Source organism: Gammaproteobacteria bacterium (genome assembly GCA_034522055.1).
Lineage (GTDB): Bacteria > Pseudomonadota > Gammaproteobacteria > JAABTG01 > JAABTG01 > JAABTG01.
The window spans coordinates 1,918,198-1,941,735 of the sequence record JAXHLS010000002.1; the positions used below are offsets into that span (position 1 = coordinate 1,918,198).

A 23,538-nucleotide genomic window follows, 5' to 3' on the forward strand; every position below is an offset into this window, starting at 1 on the left:
CGATTACTTGCTCTGGTAGTAATCGATGAGGATCTTTGCCACCTCGGGGCGGGAGAACTCCGCCGGCGGGGCTTCGCCGTTGCCCAGCATCTCGCGCACCTTGGTGCCGGACAGGAGCACGAAGTCATCTTTAGTGTGGTCCGGCGCCTCACTCATCATCACCACCTTGTTGAGCTTCTTGGACCAGGCGGTGTGGTCGGCCTTGAAGATCTCGATCTCCAGGGTGCCGGCGGGGATGGTGTCGAAGATCTCCTGGGCCTCGAAGGCGCCGTAGTAGTCGCCGACGCCGGCGTGGTCGCGGCCGATGATGAAATGGGTGGCGCCCATGTTCTGGCGGAACACGGCGTGCAGCACCGCCTCGCGGGGGCCCGCGTAGAGCATGTCGAAGCCGTAGCCCGTGACCATGGCGCTGTTGGGCGGAAAGTAGAGTTCCACCATCTTGCGGATGGCGGCGTCGCGCACGGGGGCGGGGATATCGCCGGACTTGAGCTTGCCCAGCAGCATGTGGATCACGAGGCCGTCGGCGCCGGTGCGCGCCATCGCCATGTGACACAGCTCCTCGTGGGCCAGGTGCATGGGGTTGCGGGTCTGAAAGGCGACGATCTTCTTCCAGCCACGCTCCGCGATCTCGTTCCTGATCTCCACCGCGGTGCGGAAGGTGTCGGGGAAGTCCTGCTGGAAGTAGGAGAAGCTCAGCACCCGGATGGTACCCGAGACCACGTAGCGGCCCTGGGCCATGAAGGCGGCGACACCGGGATGCTCGCTGTCCAGGGTGCCGAAGGTCTTCTCGGCGATGAGGTTCAGCTCGTCGTCGGAGGCCTCTTCGATGTCCGCGACGTCCATCACCGCGAGGATGGGATGACCCTCGACGTTGGGGTCCTTGAGGGAGATGCGCCGGTGGCCCTGGATGGCGGTGACGTCATCCGTTAGGTTGAGCACGGGGGTGGGCCAGAACAGGCCGTCGGTGGTCTTCATGTTCTCCGCCACCGAGATGGCGTCGGCCAGGTTCATATAGCCCGTCAGGGGGTTGAAGTAGCCGCCGCCCAGCATCACCGCATTGGCCGCAGCCGCCGAGGTCAGCATCATGGAGGGCAGGTTCTCCGCCTCGTGGGTGAGTTCGTGGTGCTCCTTGGAGTCGTATACGAACAGCGGGTTCAGGGCCTCAGACCCGTGGGGTTTTATCATGCGTTGTCTCCTTTTCTGGTTTGCGAATCGCAAAGATGCCCGATGGCGCCGCGCACGGCGGCCGTGAATGAAAAGCCGTTATCGCGGGGCCCCGGATCCGGCGGGGCCGTCAGCCTCGCGATGGAATCTTGTCCCGGCGGGCCCGCACGGCGCCGGCGAGTTCCTCCAGGAGGGCCTCGCTATCCTCCCAGCCGATGCAGGCATCGGTGATGCTCTGACCGAACACCGGAGTCTGCCCGGGTACGATGTCCTGGCGTCCGGCCACCAGGTGGCTCTCCACCATGGTGCCGATGATGCGTTGCTCGCCGGCGGCCAGTTGGGCCGCCACGTCTCTGCCCACCTCCACCTGTCGCTGATACTCTTTGCGGCTGTTGGCGTGACTGAAGTCGATCATGATTCTGGGGGCCAGGGCAGCCTGCTCCAGAGAGTGGGCTGCCTGCTGCACGGCGGTGCTGTCGTAATTCGGTTCGCGCCCGCCGCGCAAAATGATGTGACAGTCGTCGTTGCCGCGGGTAGAGAAGATGGCAGACTTACCCGCTTTGGTGAGGGACAGAAAATGATGGGGGTTGGAGGCCGAGCGAATGGCGTCGATGGCGATGCGCAGGGTGCCGTCGGTGCCGTTCTTGAAGCCCACCGGGCACGACAGGCCGGATGCCAGCTCCCGGTGTACCTGGCTCTCCGTGGTGCGCGCCCCGATGGCGCCCCAACTGATGAGGTCCGAGAAATATTGGGGCGTGACGAGGTCGAGGTATTCCGTCGCCGCCGGTACGCCGGATTCGTTGAGGTCGAGCAACAGGCTGCGGGCGAGACGCAGGCCCTTGTTGATATGGAAGCTGCGGTCCAGGTCGGGATCGTTGATGAGGCCCTTCCAGCCCACCGTGGTGCGGGGTTTCTCGAAATACACCCGCATCACGACGAGGAGATCCGCGGCCAGGCGTTCCTTCACTGGCCGCAGGCGCGCCGCGTATTCCCGTGCCGCTACGGAGTCGTGAATCGAACAGGGGCCCACCACCACCAACAGGCGGTCGTCGTGGCCGTGGATGAGGTTATGGATGGCTTGCCGTGTTTCCAATACCGTGCGCGCCGCAGTTTCCGTTATGGGAAAATCGGCGTGCACCTGGTCGGGAGGTATGACCTCCTTTATATCGGCGATGCGAACATCATCGGTGTGGTAGGTTGTGACCACGCTGGTGCCCCGGAAGCCTTTTGATTAAAGAACCTTATATTATAATGCGAATTTGCACCCGCGCGAATAGTGGCTCTGTATGGGGGGATAAGTGTAGCCCCTACATGCGGCGGTGGCGCGTTTCGGTGTCAATCCAGCGCGCCAGGGATATTCATGCCTTCGAATATGGGCCCGGGATGCGTCTATGACCTCGGCGAGCACGGCTAAAGGGCCCATGGCGCGCCTCATCAGGTTGCTGTTGCGCGGCTACCAGCTGGTGATTTCACCGCTAATCGGCCCCCATTGCCGGCATATTCCCACCTGTTCGAACTACGCTCTGGAAGCCGTGGAGCGCTTCGGCGCCTGGAAGGGGGGGCGTCTGGCCCTCGCGCGCCTGATGCGGTGCCATCCCTGGGGAACCAGCGGTTACGATCCGGTGCCGAAAGGGGAAGATCACCAACACGCGTGCGGGAGCGATGGCCATGACCACCACTGAGGAACTCCTGGAAAACTTCGAGCTGCTGGGGGACTGGGAGGAGCGCTACCGTTACCTCATCGATCTCGGCCGTCAACTGCCCGCCCTGGACCCGGCCGATCGCAATGAGGCCAATCGCGTGGAGGGCTGCATGAGCAACGTATGGCTCAAGGGGGGCTTCGACGACGGCTCGCCGTCCCGTCTCCATCTGGAGGCGGACAGCGATGCCCACATCACCAAGGGTATCGCCGCCCTGCTGCGGGAACTCTATCAGGGCCGGACCCGCAAGGAGGTGGAACAATTGGACATCCGGGACCTGTTCGAGCGCATCGGCCTGGTGGAGCACCTCTCCCCCACCCGCCAGAATGGCCTCCACAGCATGGTCGAGCGCATCAAGTCCCTGGCGGGGCAGTGAAAGCGCTTTTTACAACCAATGGTTGAATACGAAGGACGCGAAAGGCGCGAAAACTTGGGACGCGTCGCCGTAGCCGCAGCACGAGGCACCAAGAACGCATAGGTCCGCTGCCCCCGGCAGCCGACGGGTGCCAGCATGAGGCACCGAGCCCGCGGCAGAGCAGACGCCGCCTCAGGCAGGGTTGTACCAAGCGCCCCGGCCGGCCCCGTGACGAGAGATGATCGACCTCCCGGTCGCTCAACTTCGCCCCATCCGTTTCCCTCCGATTCAGCGTAGCCGCACGCCCCCGCATTAGTCCATCCATTATTCTCTGTTTAATCCGGTTACAACCCGCGAGAAGCCGCCAAGCGGCCAGCAAAGCGGCCACACGGATTTAGGAGACGGACCTATGCACCTGCTTTTGCATGGCAATCGGCGGGCCTGAAAACGGCCGTGCCAACGATCAGGAAGTGCGGAGAGGAAACAGGACGGAGTTAAAGTTCGCGCAAGAAAGCAGCATTGCATTGCGAAGCGTAATAAGCATGAGTATCGTTACTGTTGCAGCTTGTTCATGTACCCCGGTGACAACCCTTGACCACAATATCAGTAACAGCGATCATTCGCGTTAACTCACAAATAATATAATTATCATACTTCAGGGGGATATATGGATGTAAAGACTCTGGCCATCGCCATGGCGGCCGTCTGTACCTGCGTGTGGGCCGGTCCCGGGTTGGCCGATATGACCATGGAGGAGCGCATGGAACGTCTGGAGCAGCGCCTGCGCTACCTGGAGAACCGCGTCAACGACCAGGACGAGACCATCCGCCAGAAGGATCGGACCATCGCCGAACTCAAGCGCCAGCAGGACAAGTTGGCACCGCGCTGGGAGCGGGTGGAGGAACGGCTCGACGCGGGCGACACGGATGGTGGCTGGTTCCAGGGCGTGGAGGTGTAGATGGCTGTAAAAACCCGCGCATATCTGGCGAAGGATTGATTGGTAGGCCAACCAGTCGCTGAACCGGCTGGCGGGCGGCCGCGAGCAACCGGTGACAGGAGTGCCGGAATCGGGTAGATGAAGAGGGGCCGTTGAGACAGGTGCGATACCGGGTGTAATTGACTTGGCCGTCGACCCCGGTATCGCACCCCGGGCCGTGCAGAGCACGAGCCCGCACACTATTTCTCGTTTTCCCCTGACAATCAAGTCCTCATCGGCCTGGGTCGCCGATGGAGAACTCTGCACGCCTGTACAACTGCGCTCGCTGTCACCGGCAGGTGATGATCTGCAGCCGCTGTGACCGCGGCAACATCTATTGCCCTGAAGGGTGTGCGCAGGTGGCACGAAGCGCGTCTCTGCGGGCCGCCGGCTGGCGCTACCAGCAGAGCCGCAATGGCCGGCACAAGCATGCCGAGCGGCAACGCCGCTACCGGGCGAGAAGGCAGAAAGTGACGCATCAGGGTTCCCCGGCCCCGTCCCCTCATGATCCACTATCCCCCGTTCCGGCGAGGCCGGCTGGCCGCCGCGGTACGGATGGCGCGCCGATGATGGCGTCCATTCGCTGCCACTTCTGCGGCCGTGAGTGCGGGCCCTTCCTGCGTACCGGCCCGCTTCATCGCACCACCGCCGCCGCTGCGCTCGGAACACTCACCCGACAGGGGCCGCCGGGCGCCCGGGCTCAGCCCCCTTGAGCCGCCCGGCCACGAGATGAGGAGAAACGCATTGGCCATCAGCAAAGAACAAGAGGCGCAGATCCTGCGCTATCACTACGTCGAGAAGTGGCGGGTGGGCACCATTGCCAGTCAGTTGGGCGTGCACCACAACGTCGTCAATCGGGTGCTCTCCCAGGCCGGCATGCCGAAGGTCGAGCGGGCTGCGCAGCCGTCGATGATCGATCCTTATCTGCCGTTCATCACCGACACCCTGGCCCAGTTCCCCAGGCTCACCGCCAGCCGCCTCTACGGCATGGTGCGTGAACGGGGCTACCCCGGTGGCCCCGACCACTTCCGCCACCAGCTCGCCTGTTACCGGCCACGCCCCCAGCCCGAGGCCTTTCTGCGCCTGAAGACCCTGCCCGGCGAACAGGGACAGATCGACTGGGGCCATTTCGGCAAGCTCACCATCGGCCGCGCAACCCATGCCCTGATGGCCTTTGTCATGGTGCTCAGCTACTCCCGGCGCATTTTTTGCGCTTCTTCCTCGGTGCCAAGATGGCCAACTTCCTGCGGGGCCACGAGGCGGCCTTCACTGCCTCGAACGGCCTGCCCAAGGTCCTGCTCTACGACAACCTGAAAAGCGCCGTGCTGGAGCGCCAGGGTGAGGCCATCCGCTTCCATCCCACCTTGCTCGAGTTCGCCGCCCACTACCGCTTTGAGCCCCGTCCGGTGGCGGTGGCCCGGGGCAACGAGAAGGGGCGGGTGGAGCGCGCCATCCGCACGATACGCGATAATTTCTGGCCGGCCCGCCAATGGACCGACATCGATGATCTCAACGCCCAGGCCGAGGCCTGGTGCAACGGCTGGGCCATGGACCGGCCCTGCCCGGAGGACCGTGCCCTCTCGGTGCGCCAGGCCTTCGAGCAGGAGCCCCTGCTGGCGCTGCCCGATAACCCCTATCCCACCGACGAGCGGGTCGAGGTCCACATCGGCAAGACCCCTTACGCGCGCTTCGAGGGCAACGACTACAGCGTGCCCCACACCCATGTGCGCCGCACCCTCACCGTCTCGGCCTCACCCACCGAGGTGCGGATCCTCGACGGCGGAGACGTCATCGCCCGCCACCCGCGCAGCTACGACAAGGGCCGGCAGATCGAACAGCCGGAACACATCGAGGCACTGGTCCAGATCAAACGCCAGGCCCGGCATCATCGCGGCCAGGACCACCTGGCCCAAGCCGCACCGGCCAGCCGGCAATTGGCTGTCCAGGCCGCCGAGCGCGGCGACAACCTCGGCGCCATCACCGCAGCCCTGCTGCGCCTCCTCGATGCCTACGGCGCCCCCGAGCTGGAGGCGGCCATCCAGGAGAGCCTGGCCCACGGGGTGGCTCACCCCAATGGCGTGCGCATCGCCCTGCAGCGTAGGCGCGAGGCGAGAAACCAGCCGCCCCGGGTGGGGGTGCGCATCGACCACGCGCGCGCCAGGGGGCTGGTGGTACGCACCCATGATCTGGGCGGCTACGACGCCTTGCAGTCCACCCCGCCCGAAACCGAAGACGACGCCCAGGAGGAGCCCCAATGATCCCTAACGCATCCCTGAAAGAACGGGCCACGGCCCTCAAGCTCCATGGCCTGCTGAGCCATTGGGAGGAGAGCGCCGACGCTGGCTGGGTCGAGTCCCTGATCCAGTGGGAAGAGGAGGAACGCGCCCACCGCAGCCTCGAGCGGCGCATGAAAGGGGCGCGGCTGGGCCGCTTCAAACCCCTGGCCGACTTCGACTGGGGCTGGCCCAGCCGCTGCGACCGGGAACTGGTCAGTGAGCTGATGCGCCTCGACTTCCTCACCGAGGCGGTCAATATCATCCTGGTGGGACCCAACGGGGTCGGCAAATCCACCCTGGCCCGCAACATCGCCCATCAAGCGGTGCTGGCCGGCCACAGCGTCCTCTTTACCAGCGTCGGCCAGATGCTCAATGACTTGGCCGCCCAGGATGGCGACAGCGCCCTCAAGCGGCGCCTCGCCCGCTACGCCCGCCCTCAACTGCTAGCGGTCGACGAGGTGGGGTATCTCGCCTACTCCAATCGCCATGCCGATCTGCTGTTCGAGATCGTCTCCCGCCGCTACGAGGAGAAATCCACCCTGGTCACCACCAATCGGCCCTTCGCCGAATGGGGTGAAGTCTTTCCCAACGCCTCCTGCGTGGTCTCCCTCGTGGACCGGCTGGTACACCGCTCAGAGGATCCTCACCATCGAAGGCGAATCCTACCGGCTCAAGGAGGCCAAGGAGCGACAGCAGCAACAGGCACAGCGGCGCCGAGCCGCCGCCAAATCCAACAAAGGAGCCTAACCATGACCCATCCCCCGATACCGGACGACTGGACACCAGAGCAGGCATTGGCAGTCTATGACTTTATCGACGAACTTCGCGATGCCATCTGGAGCCGATACGATCGGCAGCTGGTCGAACTCATGCAACAAGACCGCATAACGACCTTTGAAGTCGACGACGATGACTTGATCTTCTGAGCCGACCCTTAAACCCAAATCGGCGGCGTGACCTGGCTTGAGTCGAGGCGACCTATCCGCGCTGAGGCCGAGTCACGCCGCCTGAACCTGCGACTGCGACCTTCGCCATTTATGCGCGGATTTACTCAGCCGCTAACAGGAGGTGGGCGGCCTGGTGGAGGTGGAGGCCGGCTGGACGGATCCCTACAGCGGCGACGACGAGAGCGACATCGTGCTGGCCACCATGGAACTCGGCATCGGCGCCCGCATCAACGACTGGACGCGGGCCGATATCCTGTTCCTCCACGAAGAGGATGACACCGATCTGGAGGTGGACGTAGGCACCATCACCATCGCCGCCCCCGACGGGCGCTGGGCGCTCACGGGCGGCCAGTTCTATCTGCCCTTCGGGATCTTCGACAGCCACATGGTGTCGGACCCCCTGACCCTGGAGTTGGGCGAGACGCGGGAATCCGCCGTGATGCTGGGTGCCGCGAAGAAAGAGTTCTCAGGTGGTGTCTACCTGTTCAACGGCGAGAACGATCCGGGCGGGGACCAGGACATCGACAACTGGGGTGCCGTCCTCGGCTATGCCACCGAAGGGGAGGGCCTCGGCCTCGCCGCCAACATCGGCTTCATCGATGATCTGGGGGATTCCGATGCCCTCCAGGACACCATCGATGCCAGCCTCGCCGCTATCGGCTCCGGGCGGGCCGCGACCCTCGATGGGCGTCGCGACGACGTCCATGGCTGGTTCGCCATTGCCGCGCTCACCAGCGGTCGCTTCACCCTCATCGGCGAGTACCTGGCCGCCACCGAGCGCTTCCGGGCCAACGAACTCATGGATGGCTCGGGACGGTTGAAGCCCGAGGCCTGGAACGTGGAGGCCGGAGCGGCCTTCCTCCTCACCGGGCGGGACGCCACCTTCGCCCTCGGCGTCCAGGGCACCCGGGACGCCGTGGCCCTGGAACTGCCCCGGCGGCGCTACCTGGCGACCCTGTCGGTGTGGGTGCTGGAAAACACCATGCTGTCCTTCGAGTGGGCCCATGACGAGGACTACGGTCGCAGCGACGACGACGCCGATACCGTCACGGCCCAGGTGGCGGTGGAGTTCTGAAGCGCCGGTGGTTGCCCTGGGCTGCTCGCCATCGCCTTGCGGCCACCGGCCGAGCCCGCCCGGCCTGGAGTGGGCCATCCTCAAACGCCTGCCCCAACCGGGTCATAGCTGGGCTTCTCATACACTTCGGTAATGGCGCGCCTGTCCCAGACATAACAGAAATGCGGCCCCTGGATGACCGGGGAGAGCACCGGCCGGCGGAACACGGCCACGCATTGCCTGCCCGGTTCACGGACACTGTCGTAGACGATCCCGTTCGAGCCGTGGGCCCGCAGTTCCCGGGACAGGGCCTGGGCGGCCCCGTACCTGGCCGGGTCCGGGTCGTACACCGCCGGCCAGGTGTCCTGGCCGCCACGGATATCGTGCAGCTCGGAATCGATATCACAGGCATAGGCCCGCATATCGATCTCGATGGGTGGCTCGTTCGTCATCGCCAGAAACCGCGCCCTGTGAAACCGCGTCTCGGCGATGGCCGTATGGATGGAGCGCGCCGCGTAATAAACGCCATACGACCCGTCGGTGAAACGGCTGCCATCCGGATTGAGGTGGGTAAACGCGGCCATTATGGGTGTGGTGCCCGGGCCCGAAACCCGGTCCTCCGGCGGCACCACGGACAGATCCCCCGCCTGCTGCCGTAGCCGGGGGTTGGTCAGGCCCTCGATGTGGAAGACCGCCTCGAGATCGGCGGGGTCGCCGACACGATCGAAGATCCCCACCGGGGGAAAACGACTCGCCACGAGCCGCCATGCCCCTCGCCAGGTGATGCGCGACAGCCGCGGCTTTACGACTACCCGCGCTGGGCATCGAGGTACTGGCGCACCACGTAAAGGTCGGCCACATGACCGGCAAGCATGCGCTGCAGGGCAGGCCGCCCGCCGAAGGGCGCGGCCGCGTGTGGGGTGTCGGGCTGAAGCCCGACCTACAGCCCGACCTACACAACACCCTCCCTGTCCATTCCTACAGCCCGACCTACAGAGGCACCACCACCGCCCGTTCCTACGGCACGGATGTAGGTCGGGATTCATCCCGACATTCAAACCCGCCGCGCATACCACAGGCCGGGTCGGAACCACCCGCCAGCGTTGGGTGTCGGGCTGAAGCCCGACACAACACCCCCACCGTCCATTCCTTTGGCACGGATGGTCGAGCTCACGCTGGGTCATCTTCGCCGCCGATGAGTACGACGTGTTCGCCTTCGAGCACGCGTGCCAGGTAAGGCCACTGACGAGAATTAGCCTGTCACTCTGATAGCCGCATCGAGCTTATCCGTAGTAGTCGCCAGATCGAAAGATGGCAAGTTAATTTCGATCAGACTCCTAAGCGGCTGAAATTATTGGTGGCCAGGGACAGAATCGAACTGCCGACACGGGGATTTTCAGAGGCATAGGAATTCGTATGTGGTTGATTTGGTTGGAGCAGGCGACCTTCGGATCAGATAGCAAAAAGCGGATTGAAACAGTAGGTTGGCATAGGTTGGTGTAGATAGCGAAATTTCAGCAGTGATCCGGCTTTGTACCATGGATCCGAAAAAAATTTCATTGGCAGACGGCCAGGATCCAGCCTCCGAAGCGGGTCTCGCGCAATTCTCTTTGATCGTCCCGCTGGCATTCAATCGAGGAGGATCCTTAGCTTCAGATTCATTAGCGGCAAGGAATCTGTTCCCCCGCATGTCATTGTACGTGCCGCCGCGAATACTCCACGAGCCAACCATAGCGCTGATCGGTATCCAGTTCCGACGCTGATGTGCGGATCGCTTCGAGGCAAGTGGCGAGGTCCCGCGGCGGCCATTGTGTCTGGTCGCCAATCACCAAGCTCAGAAAGTCCAGAGCCTGCGCCGGAAACTTGTCGCAAAGGCCGGCCTCATTAAGCCGATGCACCAGGTAGTCCGGGTGGGCCGGTGGTTGCAGCCAGGCGCGTAGCAACGTCAATGCTGCAGGGAACGCGTCTTGTGCCGCTACGCAGAGGCGCCCAAGGCTTTCGGCGATGGCTGGTGAAACGTTGTCTCGGGATTTGGGCCAGATGGCATGCAGATACGGGGCGACGCGGTTGGACCAGTAGTCGGTACGTTGGTTACCCGCGCCCTCGAGTGCCCGCACCAGAGCCTGCGCTGCATCGTGCAAACCATCCGGCGGCAACGAGCGGGTGGCGGCCGCCAGTTCGGAATTGGTGAAAGTGTCACCTGGGTCCAGGGCGGCAAATGTCAGCAGCGATGCGTATTGCCGGCCGTGATCACCCAAGTTCCGGTAATGCCGCGCGGTATCGAGGAAGGCTGGTTTGAGCATTTCCATCAAGGGGCGATACAACCGCGGTGACCATAGGAAGCCTTCCCAGGCAGCACGCGCTTCAACATGGGAGCTTTGCCAATCAAAAAGCGGTAACAGCCGTTGCGTCGCCCAATCCCGGTCGACTCGGAATAACGCGATAACATGCGCCGCCAACAACACACGACCATGCCGAAACTTCTCGATTTCACTATTGCAAAGCACGGTGAATGTAGGCTCGAGCTCTTCGGGCAAGCCTTGGTTATCCTCCAATGAGCGTCGATACCACCAGCGCAATAGCGCTTCGGTGACGTGGCCCACGGGATGATTGATGGCGCGCATAACCGGTTCGTCGGTGTCGACGCCGTCTTGAAGATCCAGAGCAAGGATTCGGCGACCCAGCGTGAAAAAGTGAGCTTCGTGGTCTTCGAAGGTCTTGGAAATGGCTTTCAGCCACCAACTGACGCCATGGGCGAGCGATTGCAGTACCGCGTTAGGCGCAGCGACAAGGATAGGCGCCATGTAGCGCCAGGACCGCTTCAGGTGTTTCTCCTCTGACCAGGCCTGAAGTGCCTCGCGCCAGCGCTCCGTCGGCCAGACACCTTCCTTGGCCAAGGCGCACAACGCACAAGCGGTCGTCGCAAAGTTGTCGCGGCAGCGCTGCCGCCAGTCGTCCTCCTGCCAGTGATCTGCACTGGGCGGTTGCCTCAGCCACTCCACCAGCTCGCGCCGACGACGCGGTGACGTGACGAACTTGCGCCACTCGTCGCCATCGCCCGTCCAGAAAGGAAACTCGTCGCGCTGATCCGCAGCTAGCGTCCACTCCGGATACTGATCCGAGAGCTGCGCCAGCCGCTCCGAACCAGCCGCACTGAGGATGGCGCCGGTATCCGCCAACTTCGCCAGCCGCCGCCATATCTCGCGGTTCACAATCCGGGTCCAGTGCTCGCGCTCGATGTCGTCCTTGAACATCTCGCGGAGAGGGCCGGCGAGAACGGCCCGCTCCAGCTCGAGGAGCATCGCTTCATCGAGTCGCGTTGCCAGCGCCACCAGTAGGCGCATGACTTCCCGTTCGGTCTCCACCGACCACAGCCACCAGTGGTCGTCGGCCAGCAGCCAGTCGAGTGCGCGGCGAAGAGGTATCACGTCGCCCTGCGCGGCGGCAAAGAAGGCGAGACGCCGGAACAGCGGGTAGGGCGTGTTACACCAGGATTCGGCCACAAGCGCTGCCCGCGCCGGCGACTGCGCCACCGTGGTGAGCCAAGCGTCCCGTGTCAGGTCGATCAAGGCCGTCCAGTCGTGGAAGTCCCTGTTCTGTGGATGCTCGCTGATAGATGGTTGATCCACATAGGAATGATCGCTCCTGTCATCGGCATTGCCGAGCTCTCGCATCAGGTCGAGCGCGTCGCGCAACAAGGAACTGACGTCAAACAGCAGGTCAGGCAATGCGTCAGTCCAGCGTTCATCCTTGGGCAGATCGCGTAGGCTGGAATGCACGTGATCCGTCGATAGCACGATCTCCCAGTCAACCAGATCCTTTATGCGCTCTGGCTCGTGGCTTTCGCCTTCGTCTGCTGGCCAGTTGAACGGCTCGCGAAACGATACGCGCGGTGTCAGCATCTCGCGCAGCTCAAGGCGCAGGGTGGTGGTAAGGCCATCGCGCTTGAATCGGTCGCGCCAACGATAGAGATCGAGGTCGCGCGACCACGATTTCACCCGCCCGGTCAGGAGTAGCCGCCACAACGTTCGCATCAGCGGGCCGGGGATGGCCTTCGGAGCGTTCGCGCGAATACGTGCTAGCTCTGCCGTGTTGCCGTCGCATTCGAGCTTGGCCAACTCGTCCAGGCGACGTTCAATCCACCAGACCATATCTTCATGCAGCTGACCGCCACGCTTGGCCAGCCACAGGAGCAGCGCCGGGTCGTCGAGGTGACGGATAAGCCAGCGGGCCAATTGCCGCATCACCTCATCCCATCGGCTGCCCCGGGAGCCGGCGTCGACGACACACATCAAGGGCGCCAGGGGATAAGGCGAAGGTCGGCGGGTCAGGCTGAATGCGAGCTTGTCATCCACAGCCGGTTTGGGAGGCACGCCGAATCGGCCCAGATCAGCGTGCCGGTAGCGTTCCTCGCTCAAGGGTTCCAGCCAATCCAGTGATGGAACCGGGTCCAAGTCCGCAAAGCGCCTCGCCGGCAGTCCGCCAGGATCGCTCAATGCCCAGAGCAGGCGGCCGACGAAGTCGTCCTGCCGGGTGCTCGCCAGCGGGCGTGCCATAGCCGACTCGACCACGATGCGCTCCTTGCCGCGCACACCGTCCCGGTAAGTTTCTGCCCAGGCACACAACGTCTTGTGCAGGTAAGCGTGGCGATTGTGCTCCCGGTAGAGGATGGGAGTGACGTTCTTGGCATGCCATTCGTTAGCCCGCTCCTCTTCCTTACCCCTGGAGTAGCTGCCAAACGAGAACATTTCAGGAGGTGACTCGCCAAGCAGACGGTCGGCGGCCAGTGCGTCCATCATGTAGCGCAGCACTGGGTCGTTGATGCTGTAACCGACGAAACATACGGTGTAGTTGCGGAACAGCTCACTGACGAAGCGGGCCGCCCAGCGCTCCGTCAGATAGGCGAGGCCGAAATCGCCGCTGGATACGACCAACCGGTCCAGGTCGCTCGCCGTCGGCGAGGCGCTGAGCAGGCCATGCAAATAGACCAGGCCGTCCCAGCGGTTCTTCGGCACTGGCAGCAGCGGGGCCTGAAAACCCTCGATGGTCAGCGCCTTCGCCGCAATCACTTCCTCGAAGAGGCGATCGAAGTTCGTGGTGATAAGCCGCGTTCTACCCTCGCGGCTCTTGCCAAGAATAAGCAATGCCTCGTGAGTTGCGGTAGCATTCCTGGCGCTGAGGTCGGGCGTCAGGATGCCCGTCAATGCCCTCCGCACGGTCTCGCGTCCGCCGACGATGTCCGCTTCCAGCAAGCCGACGGCGGTGTCGAATTGTCCGGCCCTGATCGCCGCTTTCTGCACTGCGGTCGGCGTGACCGCAAGGTTCGTGTAGAGCTTGTCGACCAGGCCTGAAAAGCTCGGCAGGCGAGCCGGGTAAGAGATACCTGCGCCGCAGAAGAACACCACACGGCCGTCCTCGTGCGCTTGCATAAGGCGTTCAGGTATTTCAGGACCGTTTCGAACGAACTGCACTTAGGCAAGCCTCTTCCGAGACGTGCACGAGGCATCGAACTGCCGGGGTCGGGGCCGATAGTGCATCACTTGCGCTCGACACTGGTTGGTCGGCGCCCGTTCTCCCCGGCGGTACTTCTCGGGGCCTCCCCGAGGCTTTCATGGCGGCGAAGCAGTGCCTCGCTGGCTTCCCAGTCTCCGACATGCGCGCGCATCAGGCTCTTCCACAACTTGCCATGGTTCGGCACGTTGAAATGCAGCAGCTCATGGACGATTATGTAATCCCAGACCGTTGGCTCGAACTCGAGCAGCTCGGCGTTGAAACTCAGCACGCCATTCGACGAGCACGACGCCCACTTGGATCGCATGGGTCGAACGTAGATGCTGGCGACGTTCACGCTGAGCTTGGCCGCCCATCGTCTGACGTGCGTCTTGAACTCGGCCTTGCGAGCGTCGCCGGACATCGAATTACAGCCTCACGGCCTTGTCGAGTAGCGAAAACAGCCGGTCGACTATCGCCGCTACGCCCTCGACATCGTCGGATTCGGCCACCAGCGCGAAGGTGACCTTCTTCCGCAGCTCCCGGAGTGCAGCCTCGCTGGTCCGCCAGTTGGGGAATGCGGTGAAAGCCTCCTTGATCCGGCGACTTAAGTCCTCTGCATTGGGGAGCCCCTCGTCGAGCAGTGTTCGATATACGAAGTACGTCAGCCCGTCGAAGCCCCGCTCCGCCTGCTCTTTCTTTCGGGTTTCATTCTTGTCGACCTCCTGCAGTAGGTCGGCCAGGGCCTCTTCTGTCGTTGTCTGCCGTTCCTCGAAACTTTGCTGTACCGCCCGGGCACGCTCGGCCATGGCGATCAGGTACGGGTCGTCGCTGTGTTCCTCGGCGGTCTTCTCGATACTCTTCACGAGATTGATGATCTTCGTACCATCCCCCCCCTGGCCGGCCTTGATGAGCTCGATCGTCTCGGCATTGATCTCCACCAAATCGGTCACGCCGCCGATGCCGTAGGTGCCGATTTGCTCGCTTACCAAGTTGTCGGTTTTACGCTGGAAATCCCTGTCCACGTAGACCGTCTTCGCGTAGGCCTTCCGAACCACGCTGAACATGGCCGCCAGCGTGCTGTATGTGTCGATGAACGGCCGTAGAAAGGCATCCGGCGAGATGATCTCGTAGAGCATCTCGATCTCCTTGAACTCCTTGAAGAACACCTTGCGCCGGTCGGGATCGCGGAAGTGTTCGATCAGGTTCTCGACGTCCTTGTCGTCGAAGTTCCGGTCGATCAACGCAAGATAGGGCGGCGCCACGTCTTCCATCTTCGACTGGAATAGGACCTTCAGCAGCGCCAGGTCCTTGACGATGGCGTTGATCTCGTCGCTGTCGAACGCCAGCGCCCTTTCGAGTTTGTCGAATATGCCGACGAAATCGAGCACGAAGCCGTGGGGCTTCACCATCTCCTCGCGCTCGTTCTCGTAGGGGCGGTTGACTCGGGCGATGGCCTGCAGCAGCGTGTGGTCGCGCATTGGCTTGTCGAGGTACATGGCGTACAGCACGGGCGCGTCAAACCCGGTCAGTAGTTTCTCCGTCACAATCAGGATGTTGGGCTGCTGATCCAGCTTCCCGAAGCTCTTACGGATCTGGCGCTCCGTCTTCGGGTCGAGATGGAATTCCTTCAGCAGGGCAGAATCGTTGTTGTTGCCGGTGTAGACCACCGCGGAATACTCCGGCGGCAGTCCCAGCGCCGCAAATGCGGTATCGAGCGCATGCTTGTAGAGCGCGCAGGCCTCGCGGTCGACGCCAACCAGGAAGGCCTTGTAGCCGAGCGGCTCGACGTTCTCCGTGTAGTGACGGGCAACGAACTCGGCTACCTGTTGGATGCGCTCCCGGCCCTTGAGGAAATTCTTGAGGTTCACCGCCCGCTCGAGGATCTTGTTCAGCTCCTCGATGTCGGCCACGCCCTCGGCTTCGGCCAGGGAGAGGAACTCGGCGTCCAGCGTCTCGTGTGGGACCAGGATTTCGTTGGGGGCAAGCTGGTAGTAGAGCGGCAGCGTGGTGCCGTCCTCGATGCTCTCCGCGATCGAGTATTTGTGCAGATACCCGCGGTCGTCTTCACAGCCGAAGGTCTTGAAGGTGCCCTTGCCGTAGGCCGTCTTGTCCACCGGAGTGCCAGTGAACCCGATGTAGGTGGCTTTCGGCAGGCCCGCCATCAGGAAGTTGCCGAGGTCGCCGCCGGTGGTGCGGTGGGCCTCGTCGATCAGCACGTAGATGTTCGAGCGGGTATTCAGGTTGGCCGGCATGTCGCGGAACTTGTGGATTATCGTCACGATGATGCCGCGGTAGTCGTCCTTCAACAGCCTGGTCAAACGCTTGATGCTGCTGGCATGCTCCAGGTTGCCGAGGCCCAGTGCGGCCAGGTTCTTGAGCATCTGGTCCTCGAGCTCGTTGCGGTCGATCATCAGCAGCACGGTCGGCTTGTCGGCCTGCGGTGCGCGGAACAGGCGTTCCGCTGCCTTGATCATGGTGAACGTCTTGCCGCTGCCCTGGGTATGCCAGACGAGGCCGCGGCTGCGTTCCTGGTCGAGCGCGCGGGCCACGGTCGCCTCCACTGCGGCGGTCTGGTGCTGGCGCAGGATGTACTTGTTCAGCTCCTCGTCTTTCTCGGCGAAGACGATGTAGTCCTTCAGGAAGGCGAGCACCTGCGGGATGGCGCAGAAGCTCGTTACCTTGGCCTCCAGCTTGCCGATCTCCTCGTGCTTCCAGTTGAAGATGTTCCGCCGCACGGTGTTCCAGCTCACCCCGTAGGAGAAGCCGATGGCGTCCGTGGCCGTGAAGAGCTGTTCCGGCACGAACAGCTCCGGGGTCTCGCGGTGGTAGCGGCGGATCTGGTCCACCCCCAGGGCAATCGCCTCGTCCTTGTTGGCGTTCTTGCACTCGATGACCAGTACAGGGATGCCGTTGATCAGAAAGACGACGTCCTCCCGCGTGTCGTAGTGGCCGTTGTGGTAGGCCCACTCTTCGGTGACCTCGAAGACATTGTGCGAGGGGGCCTCGTAGTCGATCAGGATCAGGTCCCGCTCGCGGTCCTCCTCGTGATCGAAGAACTTGCCCCGGTTGCGCAGGTGCTCGACGAAGTCACGGTTGCCATAGATGTCGGGGTGGAAGAGATGGAACCGCCCGAGCAAGGCTCCCGGACCATCAGCGTAGCGCGGGTTGAGCTCGCGCACCTTGGCATCGAGCAGATCGTCGAAGAACATTGAGCGGTCCCTGGCACGCTCGGCCGGCGGGTCGTCGGGATCGAAGCCACGGCGCCGCTCGGCCTCCTCGCGGGGCACGAAGGTCCAGCCGATCGCGTCGGCGTACTCGAGGATCCTCGCCTGGACGGTCTTGTGCTCTCCGGGTGTCGGCATCCTCGCTTCCCCTCAACGCCAGCCTTGCCGCCATGCTTGGTACTCGGCCGGGCGCAGGCGGTAGCGCGCGATGTTGCCTTCGTGGAGGCTCATTATCTCGGTCTCGACGACTTCGACAAATCGCGCCCGGTCCGCCGGCGGCACCTGTTCCGCCGCACGTTGGCGCGCCAGTGCAGTCGCCGCTTTCTTGTCCATTCCCGCACGCACCACCACGGCGATCAGCTCGGCAACCAGTGCCCGGTACCGCAGGCGGAACGGGTCCGGCTCGCCCAGAGACTGGCTGACCGCGGAGTAGCGTGCGCTCGAGCGCTCGTAGGCCCAGACGAACACGTCGCGCAGCAGCTCGATGCGATTCAGCTCGTAGATGGCCAGCACGCCGTCGATGTAGGCGCGCTCCGGCACGTCGACGAAGGACAGGGGGCAGAGGTTGCCGCGGATCAGCGGGATATTCGCGGCGAGGCGGGAGACCCGCTTGTTGACGTCCTCGAAGCCCTGCAGGTAGGCGAGGTGCACGAGCGCGAAGAAGGCCTGCTCGAAGGGGTCCGTGATCGCGGCCGCAGTATCGAGAAATATCTCGAAGCATTCCTCGATGAGCTGCGGTACTTCCGGCGGATGGTAGACCGTGCCGTCGATCCCCACCGGGATGCGCCGCAGGCGGCCACCCGCCTGCGGGTCGGCGAGCAAGTTGTCTGCGAGCAAGGCGTGCAGATTCAGGATCGTGTAGCGGTTAAAACCGATCTCGTCGGCCTGGTCGACGAGCAGCTCGATGGCGGCTTTGTGGTTCAGGATCATCTGCGCTTCCAGCGCATCCTTGCCCTCGGCGGCCTCGCCCAGCTCCAGCAGGCGCTCGGTTTCGAGCAGCGAGTAGGTGTTGCCCTCCAGGCGGCTCGAGTTCCACGAGAGGTCGATCAGAAGGCGACTGTAGATTGTGCGGGCGTAGGTTCCCGCCGGGCGCTCGCCGTCGGGCGGGCGCCCCATTTCGAGCAGGCGCTGACGCGTTTCCGCGGGCAGGTACCAAGTTTCGTTGGGCCGGTAGTCGTCCAGAAAGTCGCGCTGGTAGCCGACCGGCTTGCGTTCCTGGACGGGCGCCCGCACCGCTTGCTTGATCGCTTCCGCGTTAGGCGAGATCGGGACATAGACCTCTCCACGCCCCTCGACCGTCGCGCCACCCGCGACCAGACTCCCTTTGCCGGTTATCGTCGCAGGTGAGCGATAGCGACGGCCCTTGCCTCGCCCGTCGGCGATCAGCCGCTTCTGTTCCACCAGCAGGGCCAGGCGTCGCTGCAGCATCCGCGGTGCCATGTCGTACGGCAGCCCCGCGCGGATGGTGCCGACCGGTACGCCCTCAGGGTGTACCGCCACGACCGCCAGGATGGCGTCGAGCTCTTGTTCGGGGACCCGCTTCGGCATGTGACGGATTATATGTCGCTAAAACGAATTATGCGACATTTAAAGCGCTTAATATGACGCATATCGTATTTTGTGTCGCATAAAGCGCTTTTGCCGTCGCAAACGTGCGTATCATGGCGGCCCTTTGGTCGCCTCGTGCGTCTCGAACAGGAACACCGCCAGGGTCGAGGCCGCGCCCACGGCGAGCCGCGCGTGTCGCGCCGTCAGGCCGGACGCCGAGCCGTGCTGGCCGTGCCCGGTGCCATACAGGCCGCGCAGCTCGGCGAGACCCTGGCCGACGGTCGAGAGATTGCTCAACAGGCGCTTGATCACATCCGCGCCGCGGGCCGCGCTCGGAACGCCTTCAGGCACCAGGTTCAGCTCCTTGAGGGTCGCTTTGGTCAGCGTCGGGATGTCCGGCGCACCCGCAATCTCCTTGCCGCGCGCGGCCAGGATGGTCTTGCAGCAGGTCTCGATCAGCTCCTTCGCCGTGCCGATGGCGAGGCTCGGGTCCTTCTCCACGGAATCCTCCAGCCGGCGTATCTGCTCCGCGAGATGGCTCGCGTCGAGTACCCGTGCCTGCTGCTTGAGATCAGCGAGGCTCGGCCCGCCGGCCAGGAGACGAGTGGCAATTTCGCGGCAGCGGCCGGCGAGCTTCCGATCGTCCTCGTTGAATTCGCGGGACTTCTCCTCGGCAAAGTCGATCAGGGCACTCAGCAGCCGACCCACGAGATAGTCGGACTCGATCTCCCAGAACGCGCGCAGCTTCTTGGCTTTCGATGTGCCGTGGGTGAGGTACTTGTCCGAGTGGATGTCGATATCCCCCGCCTCTTCGCAGAACTCGCGGAAGGTACGGTCGGAGAAATTCAGGACGTAGCCCGAGCCCATGCCCAGGAACTCCTCGAGCAGGCGCTTCTCACGCATACTCAGTGAGCTCACGCGCCTCGATCCTCAACTGCGAAATCGAGATCGTGCACGCGAATCGTCGCCGTCATAAGTTCATGCAGGAGCGTGCGGAAAAGGTCTAAAAGCTCAGTTTGTTTCCTAGTCGCTAGACCCTGTTTTGCGTCCAGCGATTCAAAGACAGCCACGATCTCCTCTTGCTCGCCGATGGGCGGAACGGGTATCGAAAGCGTCTTCAAGAATCCGCAAGTCAGAGCCCCTTTGGTACTTCCGCCGCCGTGGGCGATCGCTCGGAGGTAGTCGTATCGGGTTTGCATGAACCACAGCACGAAGTCAGGGACGACGATTGACGAATGGAATTGGGCATAGGCTAGGTGCTGATTGATACACGTCTCGAACCGGGTGATTGCTGAATTACCCAACGTCTTGCCTTGGCCGGTGATGGCGACGAGTAGCTGTCCGGCGCAACTTTGGGTAGGTGGCATTCCTTGACGGCTGGTGGTGTTACGAACTGGTCGGCTGCGGTAATGAACCGATCGTGAATCTTGGTGCTGTTGAGCCATGGGACGGTTCCGTCTTCCCAGTTTCAACGTCAAGGTACGCGACGTTCGAATAGTCGATTAGGCCCGAAGGCGTGAAGTTAGTGTTTCGGATTACCCCCGCTTCAATGAACGGTTCTTTCTTGCCTTTCCAGAGACCGTTGAGCGTCTCGAAGTACTCCGGGTCTGCGATAGGAACTGTTTCCACCTCCCAAGTCATACGCCGATCTTCTCCAGAATATCCCGCAGCACCGCATCTGTTTCGCGTGCCTCCTCCTCAATGACGTCCAGCTCCTCGACGATCTCCGCAATCGACCGGTAGGTCTCGGCATCCGAGGTGTGGATGTACCGGCTGGGGGAGATGTTGTAGTCGTTCTTCCGGATCTCGGCGAGCTCAACGACGCGGCTGAATTTCTCCTCTTCCGTCCAGTCTGAGAGTGCCTCGGTGACGCGTTCGATGCCCCCGGGCGGGATGAAATTCTTCGGGTCCCCCTTCTCGAACACTTGGCTGGCGTTCACCAGAAGCAGCTTGCCCTGCCGCTCCTTCGGCTTGGCCCTGTTGAGGAACAGCACGATGCCCGGCGCGCTGGTGTTGTAGAACAGGTTCTCGGGCAGGTAGAGCACGCTCTCGATGAGGTCGTGATCGACGAACCACTGGCGGACGGTCTTTTCCTTGTTGGTGCCGGTGTTGCCCGAGCCCCGCGAAGCGGCGCCCGTGTCCAGCACCACGGCGGCACGGCCGGCCCCGTTCAGGCTCGCGTGCATGTGCTGCACCCAGCCCCAGTCCGCGGAGGACTTGCCGGGGAAACCGGCGCCTGCCGGGAAGCGCCCTAGTTCATCAGCGTCGTAGTCGGCCTCGCTGAACCAGTTCTGGTTCCACATGGGATTGGCGACTACCCGGTCGAAGGTGCGCAGGCTGCCCTTGCTGTCGCGGAATTTCGGGTTCTTTAAGGTATCGCCGATCTCTATCTCGCCTTCGAAGTCGTGGATGATCAGGTTCATGTTGGCCATGGCCCAGGTGTCGGCGATGTACTCCTGGCCGTAGAGCCTGAGGGGCGTGTATTGCTTTGATTGCCCCCTCTCCCCAACCCTCCCCGACGGGGGCGAGGGGGAAGAAGCGGCCGCTTCCATGGCGATTTCACACTTGATCAGCAGGCCGGCCGAGCCGCAGCAGGGATCGTAGACCTCCATGCCCGGCTCGGGACTGATGACGCGGGACATGATGGTGCCGACTTCCGGCGGCGTGTAGAACTCGCCGGCGCTCTGTCCGCCACCCTCGGCGAACTTGCGGATCAGGTACTCGTAGCTCTTGCCGATGATGTCGGCCTCGACGTCGTCGAGCCCGAGGCGCTTGGTGCTGATGGCCTCGATCAGGTTCGAAAGGCGGTCGTCGTCGATATCGCGCTGGCCGTGAGTGGTGGCATTGAAATCGACACGGTCGATGATGCCCTGCAGACGCGGGTTCTCTTTCGCAATCGCCCGCATGCGGCTGGTAATGCCTTCGCCGATCCTGTCGGCAAGCTTGCGGATCACGGACCAGACGGGCTGTTCGGGGTCGCCCGGCTCCAGCGGGAGGTAGAAGCGCACCAGCTTGTGGTCGGCCCTGGCGAGTTGGAAGGCCTTCTTGCGTGACCCCACCTCGGCGGCGATGCGATCGATCTCGTCGTCGAACACGTCGCACAGGCGTTTGGTGAAGATCAGCGGGAGGATGTAGTCCTTGTATTTGGGCGCGTCCTTGGCGCCGCGGATGGAGCAGGCGGCATCCCAGATCCAGGACTCGAGGGACTTTTCCTTTCCGTTGTTCGGTGACGTGTTCTTCTTGGCCATGGCGTCTAGTCCAGCAACTGCAGGTATTTGTCGTAGCGATAAAGACGGTCGCGCTTGCGCGCACCGACCTCGGCGAGGATGCCTGCCTTGATCAGCACGTCAATCGCCTTGCCGGCGGTCGGTTTGGTGATCGAAAGCAGCCGGGTCACGAGCGGCATGGTGATGACCGGGTGCTCCGGCAACAGCTCGAAGAGCTGGATGGCCGTCACGGTGGCACCCTGGGTCTCCAACAGCGCTCGACGGTCATCCCCCACCCGGCCGAAAAGGGCGCGCGCTCGCTGCGTGGCGTCGTCGGCAATCTCGGAGATGCCGTCCAGGAAGAATCGCAGCCAGCCGGCCCAGCCACCCTCCGTGCGGATCGCGGATAGCCAGCGGTAGTAGGCGGCCTGATTCTGCTTCAGGTACAGACTCAGGTACAGCAGCGGGCTCCTGAGCAGGCCCCAGTGGTCGAGCAACAGCGCGATCAGCATGCGCCCCAGCCTTCCGTTGCCGTCCAGGTACGGATGGATGGTCTCGAACTGGACGTGGACGAGCCCGACCCGCAGTAGCGGCGCCAGGTCATCCTCGGCGTGGATGTAGCGCTCCAGGTCGCCCAGCAGGTCGGCGACCCGCTCCGGTGGCGGTGGCACGAATACGGCATTGCGCGGCCGACTGCCGCCGACCCAGTTCTGGGAACGGCGCAGCTCGCCAGGCTGCTTGTTGGCGCCGCGCACGCCCTGCATCAGGATGCGGTGGCAGTCGTTGAAGAGCCGGACGGAGATCGGCGCGCCCTTCGGCGAGTGAATCTGCTCGAAGGCGTAGTTGATGGCCGCGACGTAGTTGGTGACTTCCTCGATGTCCTCGATGCGGGAGTCGCCAGTGTGGTCGGTCTGCTCCCAGGCCAGTATGTCCACCAGCGTCGCCTGCGTGCCCTCGATTTCGGACGACAGCAGGGCCTCCTTGCGAACAAAGGCGTAGAGGAACCAGCCGAGGGAGGGGATCATCTCGCCGGCAAGGTCCAGCCGCGCGAGTGCCGCCTCGGCCTTGCGCAGGGGCTCGTCGAGGGTGGCCAGCTCCTTCGCCGCCAGCTTGGGCGGCAGCGGCTCGGGCACGAAGGCCTCGAAGGATTCGCCGGCGACGGAAGCGGTGACGTATCGGCCTGTGGGCTGCGCAGTCATGGTAAGTCAGTCTTTACCATGTTTGTCCAAAAGTAAAGACTGGTTTACCACGCTTGGCGCTGGGCAGTGTCGGCTTTACCGTCGGCAACATACCCAGAGTGGGCGGCTTCATGCCCACTCTGGGAATTCGTGCGGACCAGTGCGAGGCAGTCAGGTAAGTGTTTCTGACACTCCGCCAGCGCCGTGGCGCTGTCGGACCGCGCCTCGCCTTACGAGGCGGCGGTGCGTGTCGCGGGGGCACTACTCCCGCTTCAGTCTGGCCTGGTCTCAGGCCGCGCCGGGCGTTCCGGTGGGAACGGCGGTCGGCGCTTGCTGGCTCCTGCGAGCCGGTGGGTTGCTTGTCGATTCACCTCCTTGGGGTTGTTGCACACGGGTTTGCCACTTTGCCGCAGTGGC

At 63.3% G+C, this 23,538-nt stretch carries 16 protein-coding genes and 3 pseudogenes; 7 read left to right on the top strand and 12 right to left on the bottom strand.

Annotation, left to right across the window (positions count from 1 at the left end; all coding sequences use genetic code 11):
- Window positions 1–3: 3 nt before the first annotated feature.
- Complete coding sequence (sat, locus tag U5S82_09295; GenBank protein ID MDZ7751843.1) at window positions 4–1,185, bottom strand: sulfate adenylyltransferase; 1,182 nt, start codon at window positions 1,183–1,185, stop codon at window positions 4–6.
- Between the two features lie 109 nt (window positions 1,186–1,294).
- A complete protein-coding gene (aroG, locus tag U5S82_09300; GenBank protein ID MDZ7751844.1) occupies window positions 1,295–2,371 on the bottom strand; it encodes a 3-deoxy-7-phosphoheptulonate synthase AroG in 1,077 nt (358 codons plus the stop codon).
- Between the two features lie 214 nt (window positions 2,372–2,585).
- On the opposite strand from aroG, the gene yidD reads away from it, so the two are divergent.
- From yidD to U5S82_09335, 7 genes and pseudogenes are all read left to right on the top strand, one after another.
- Window positions 2,586–2,846, top strand: a complete 261-nt coding sequence (gene yidD / locus U5S82_09305) for a membrane protein insertion efficiency factor YidD (protein MDZ7751845.1) — start codon at window positions 2,586–2,588, stop codon at window positions 2,844–2,846.
- A complete protein-coding gene (locus U5S82_09310; protein MDZ7751846.1) occupies window positions 2,833–3,240 on the top strand; it encodes a SufE family protein in 408 nt (135 codons plus the stop codon). Before yidD ends, U5S82_09310 begins: the two co-directional genes overlap by 14 nt.
- A 646-nt stretch (window positions 3,241–3,886) precedes the next feature.
- A complete protein-coding gene (locus U5S82_09315; GenBank protein ID MDZ7751847.1) occupies window positions 3,887–4,177 on the top strand; it encodes a SlyX family protein in 291 nt (96 codons plus the stop codon).
- A 747-nt stretch (window positions 4,178–4,924) separates the two neighbouring features.
- A pseudogene (istA, locus tag U5S82_09320) lies at window positions 4,925–6,453 on the top strand (IS21 family transposase).
- A pseudogene (gene istB, locus U5S82_09325) lies at window positions 6,450–7,218 on the top strand (IS21-like element helper ATPase IstB). The pseudogenes istA and istB overlap by 4 nt, the downstream one beginning before the upstream one ends.
- Before the next feature lie 2 nt (window positions 7,219–7,220).
- Window positions 7,221–7,397, top strand: a complete 177-nt coding sequence (locus U5S82_09330; GenBank protein MDZ7751848.1) for a hypothetical protein — start codon at window positions 7,221–7,223, stop codon at window positions 7,395–7,397.
- 142 nt (window positions 7,398–7,539) lie between these two features.
- Complete coding sequence (locus tag U5S82_09335) at window positions 7,540–8,493, top strand: LbtU family siderophore porin (protein ID MDZ7751849.1); 954 nt, start codon at window positions 7,540–7,542, stop codon at window positions 8,491–8,493.
- Between the two features lie 80 nt (window positions 8,494–8,573).
- On the opposite strand, the gene U5S82_09340 is transcribed toward U5S82_09335, so the two are convergent.
- The 10 genes and pseudogenes from U5S82_09340 to U5S82_09385 all read right to left on the bottom strand — a co-directional run bounded on the left by U5S82_09340 (window position 8,574) and on the right by U5S82_09385 (window position 23,142).
- Window positions 8,574–9,230: an RES family NAD+ phosphorylase gene (locus U5S82_09340; protein MDZ7751850.1), complete on the bottom strand. Its 657-nt coding sequence runs from the start codon at window positions 9,228–9,230 to the stop codon at window positions 8,574–8,576.
- A 50-nt stretch (window positions 9,231–9,280) separates the two neighbouring features.
- Window positions 9,281–9,391: pseudogene (locus U5S82_09345) on the bottom strand (antitoxin Xre/MbcA/ParS toxin-binding domain-containing protein).
- Window positions 9,392–10,163: 772 nt separating this feature from the next.
- Window positions 10,164–13,943, bottom strand: coding sequence for an anti-phage defense-associated sirtuin Dsr1 (gene dsr1 / locus U5S82_09350; protein ID MDZ7751851.1), 3,780 nt, complete (start codon window positions 13,941–13,943; stop codon window positions 10,164–10,166).
- A 65-nt stretch (window positions 13,944–14,008) separates the two neighbouring features.
- On the bottom strand, window positions 14,009–14,386 hold the full coding sequence (locus tag U5S82_09355) for a M48 family metallopeptidase (protein MDZ7751852.1): 378 nt from the start codon (window positions 14,384–14,386) through the stop codon (window positions 14,009–14,011).
- A 4-nt stretch (window positions 14,387–14,390) separates the two neighbouring features.
- A complete protein-coding gene (locus tag U5S82_09360; protein MDZ7751853.1) occupies window positions 14,391–17,327 on the bottom strand; it encodes an HsdR family type I site-specific deoxyribonuclease in 2,937 nt (978 codons plus the stop codon).
- Window positions 17,328–17,339: 12 nt separating this feature from the next.
- Window positions 17,340–18,737 carry a Fic family protein gene (locus U5S82_09365; protein MDZ7751854.1) on the bottom strand — a complete coding sequence of 466 codons (1,398 nt, stop codon included), beginning with the start codon at window positions 18,735–18,737 and terminating at the stop codon, window positions 17,340–17,342.
- Between the two features lie 111 nt (window positions 18,738–18,848).
- A complete protein-coding gene (locus tag U5S82_09370) occupies window positions 18,849–19,640 on the bottom strand; it encodes an abortive infection family protein (GenBank protein ID MDZ7751855.1) in 792 nt (263 codons plus the stop codon).
- A gap of 11 nt (window positions 19,641–19,651) precedes the next feature.
- The gene (locus U5S82_09375; protein MDZ7751856.1) at window positions 19,652–20,182 is read right to left on the bottom strand and encodes a restriction endonuclease subunit S; all 531 of its coding nucleotides are present in this window, start codon (window positions 20,180–20,182) and stop codon (window positions 19,652–19,654) included.
- A gap of 192 nt (window positions 20,183–20,374) precedes the next feature.
- Window positions 20,375–21,985 (bottom strand): class I SAM-dependent DNA methyltransferase, encoded by a 1,611-nt coding sequence (locus tag U5S82_09380; protein ID MDZ7751857.1) that lies wholly within the window; start codon window positions 21,983–21,985, stop codon window positions 20,375–20,377.
- 5 nt (window positions 21,986–21,990) lie between these two features.
- Window positions 21,991–23,142 (bottom strand): Fic family protein, encoded by a 1,152-nt coding sequence (locus U5S82_09385; protein ID MDZ7751858.1) that lies wholly within the window; start codon window positions 23,140–23,142, stop codon window positions 21,991–21,993.
- Window positions 23,143–23,538 lie beyond the last annotated feature (396 nt).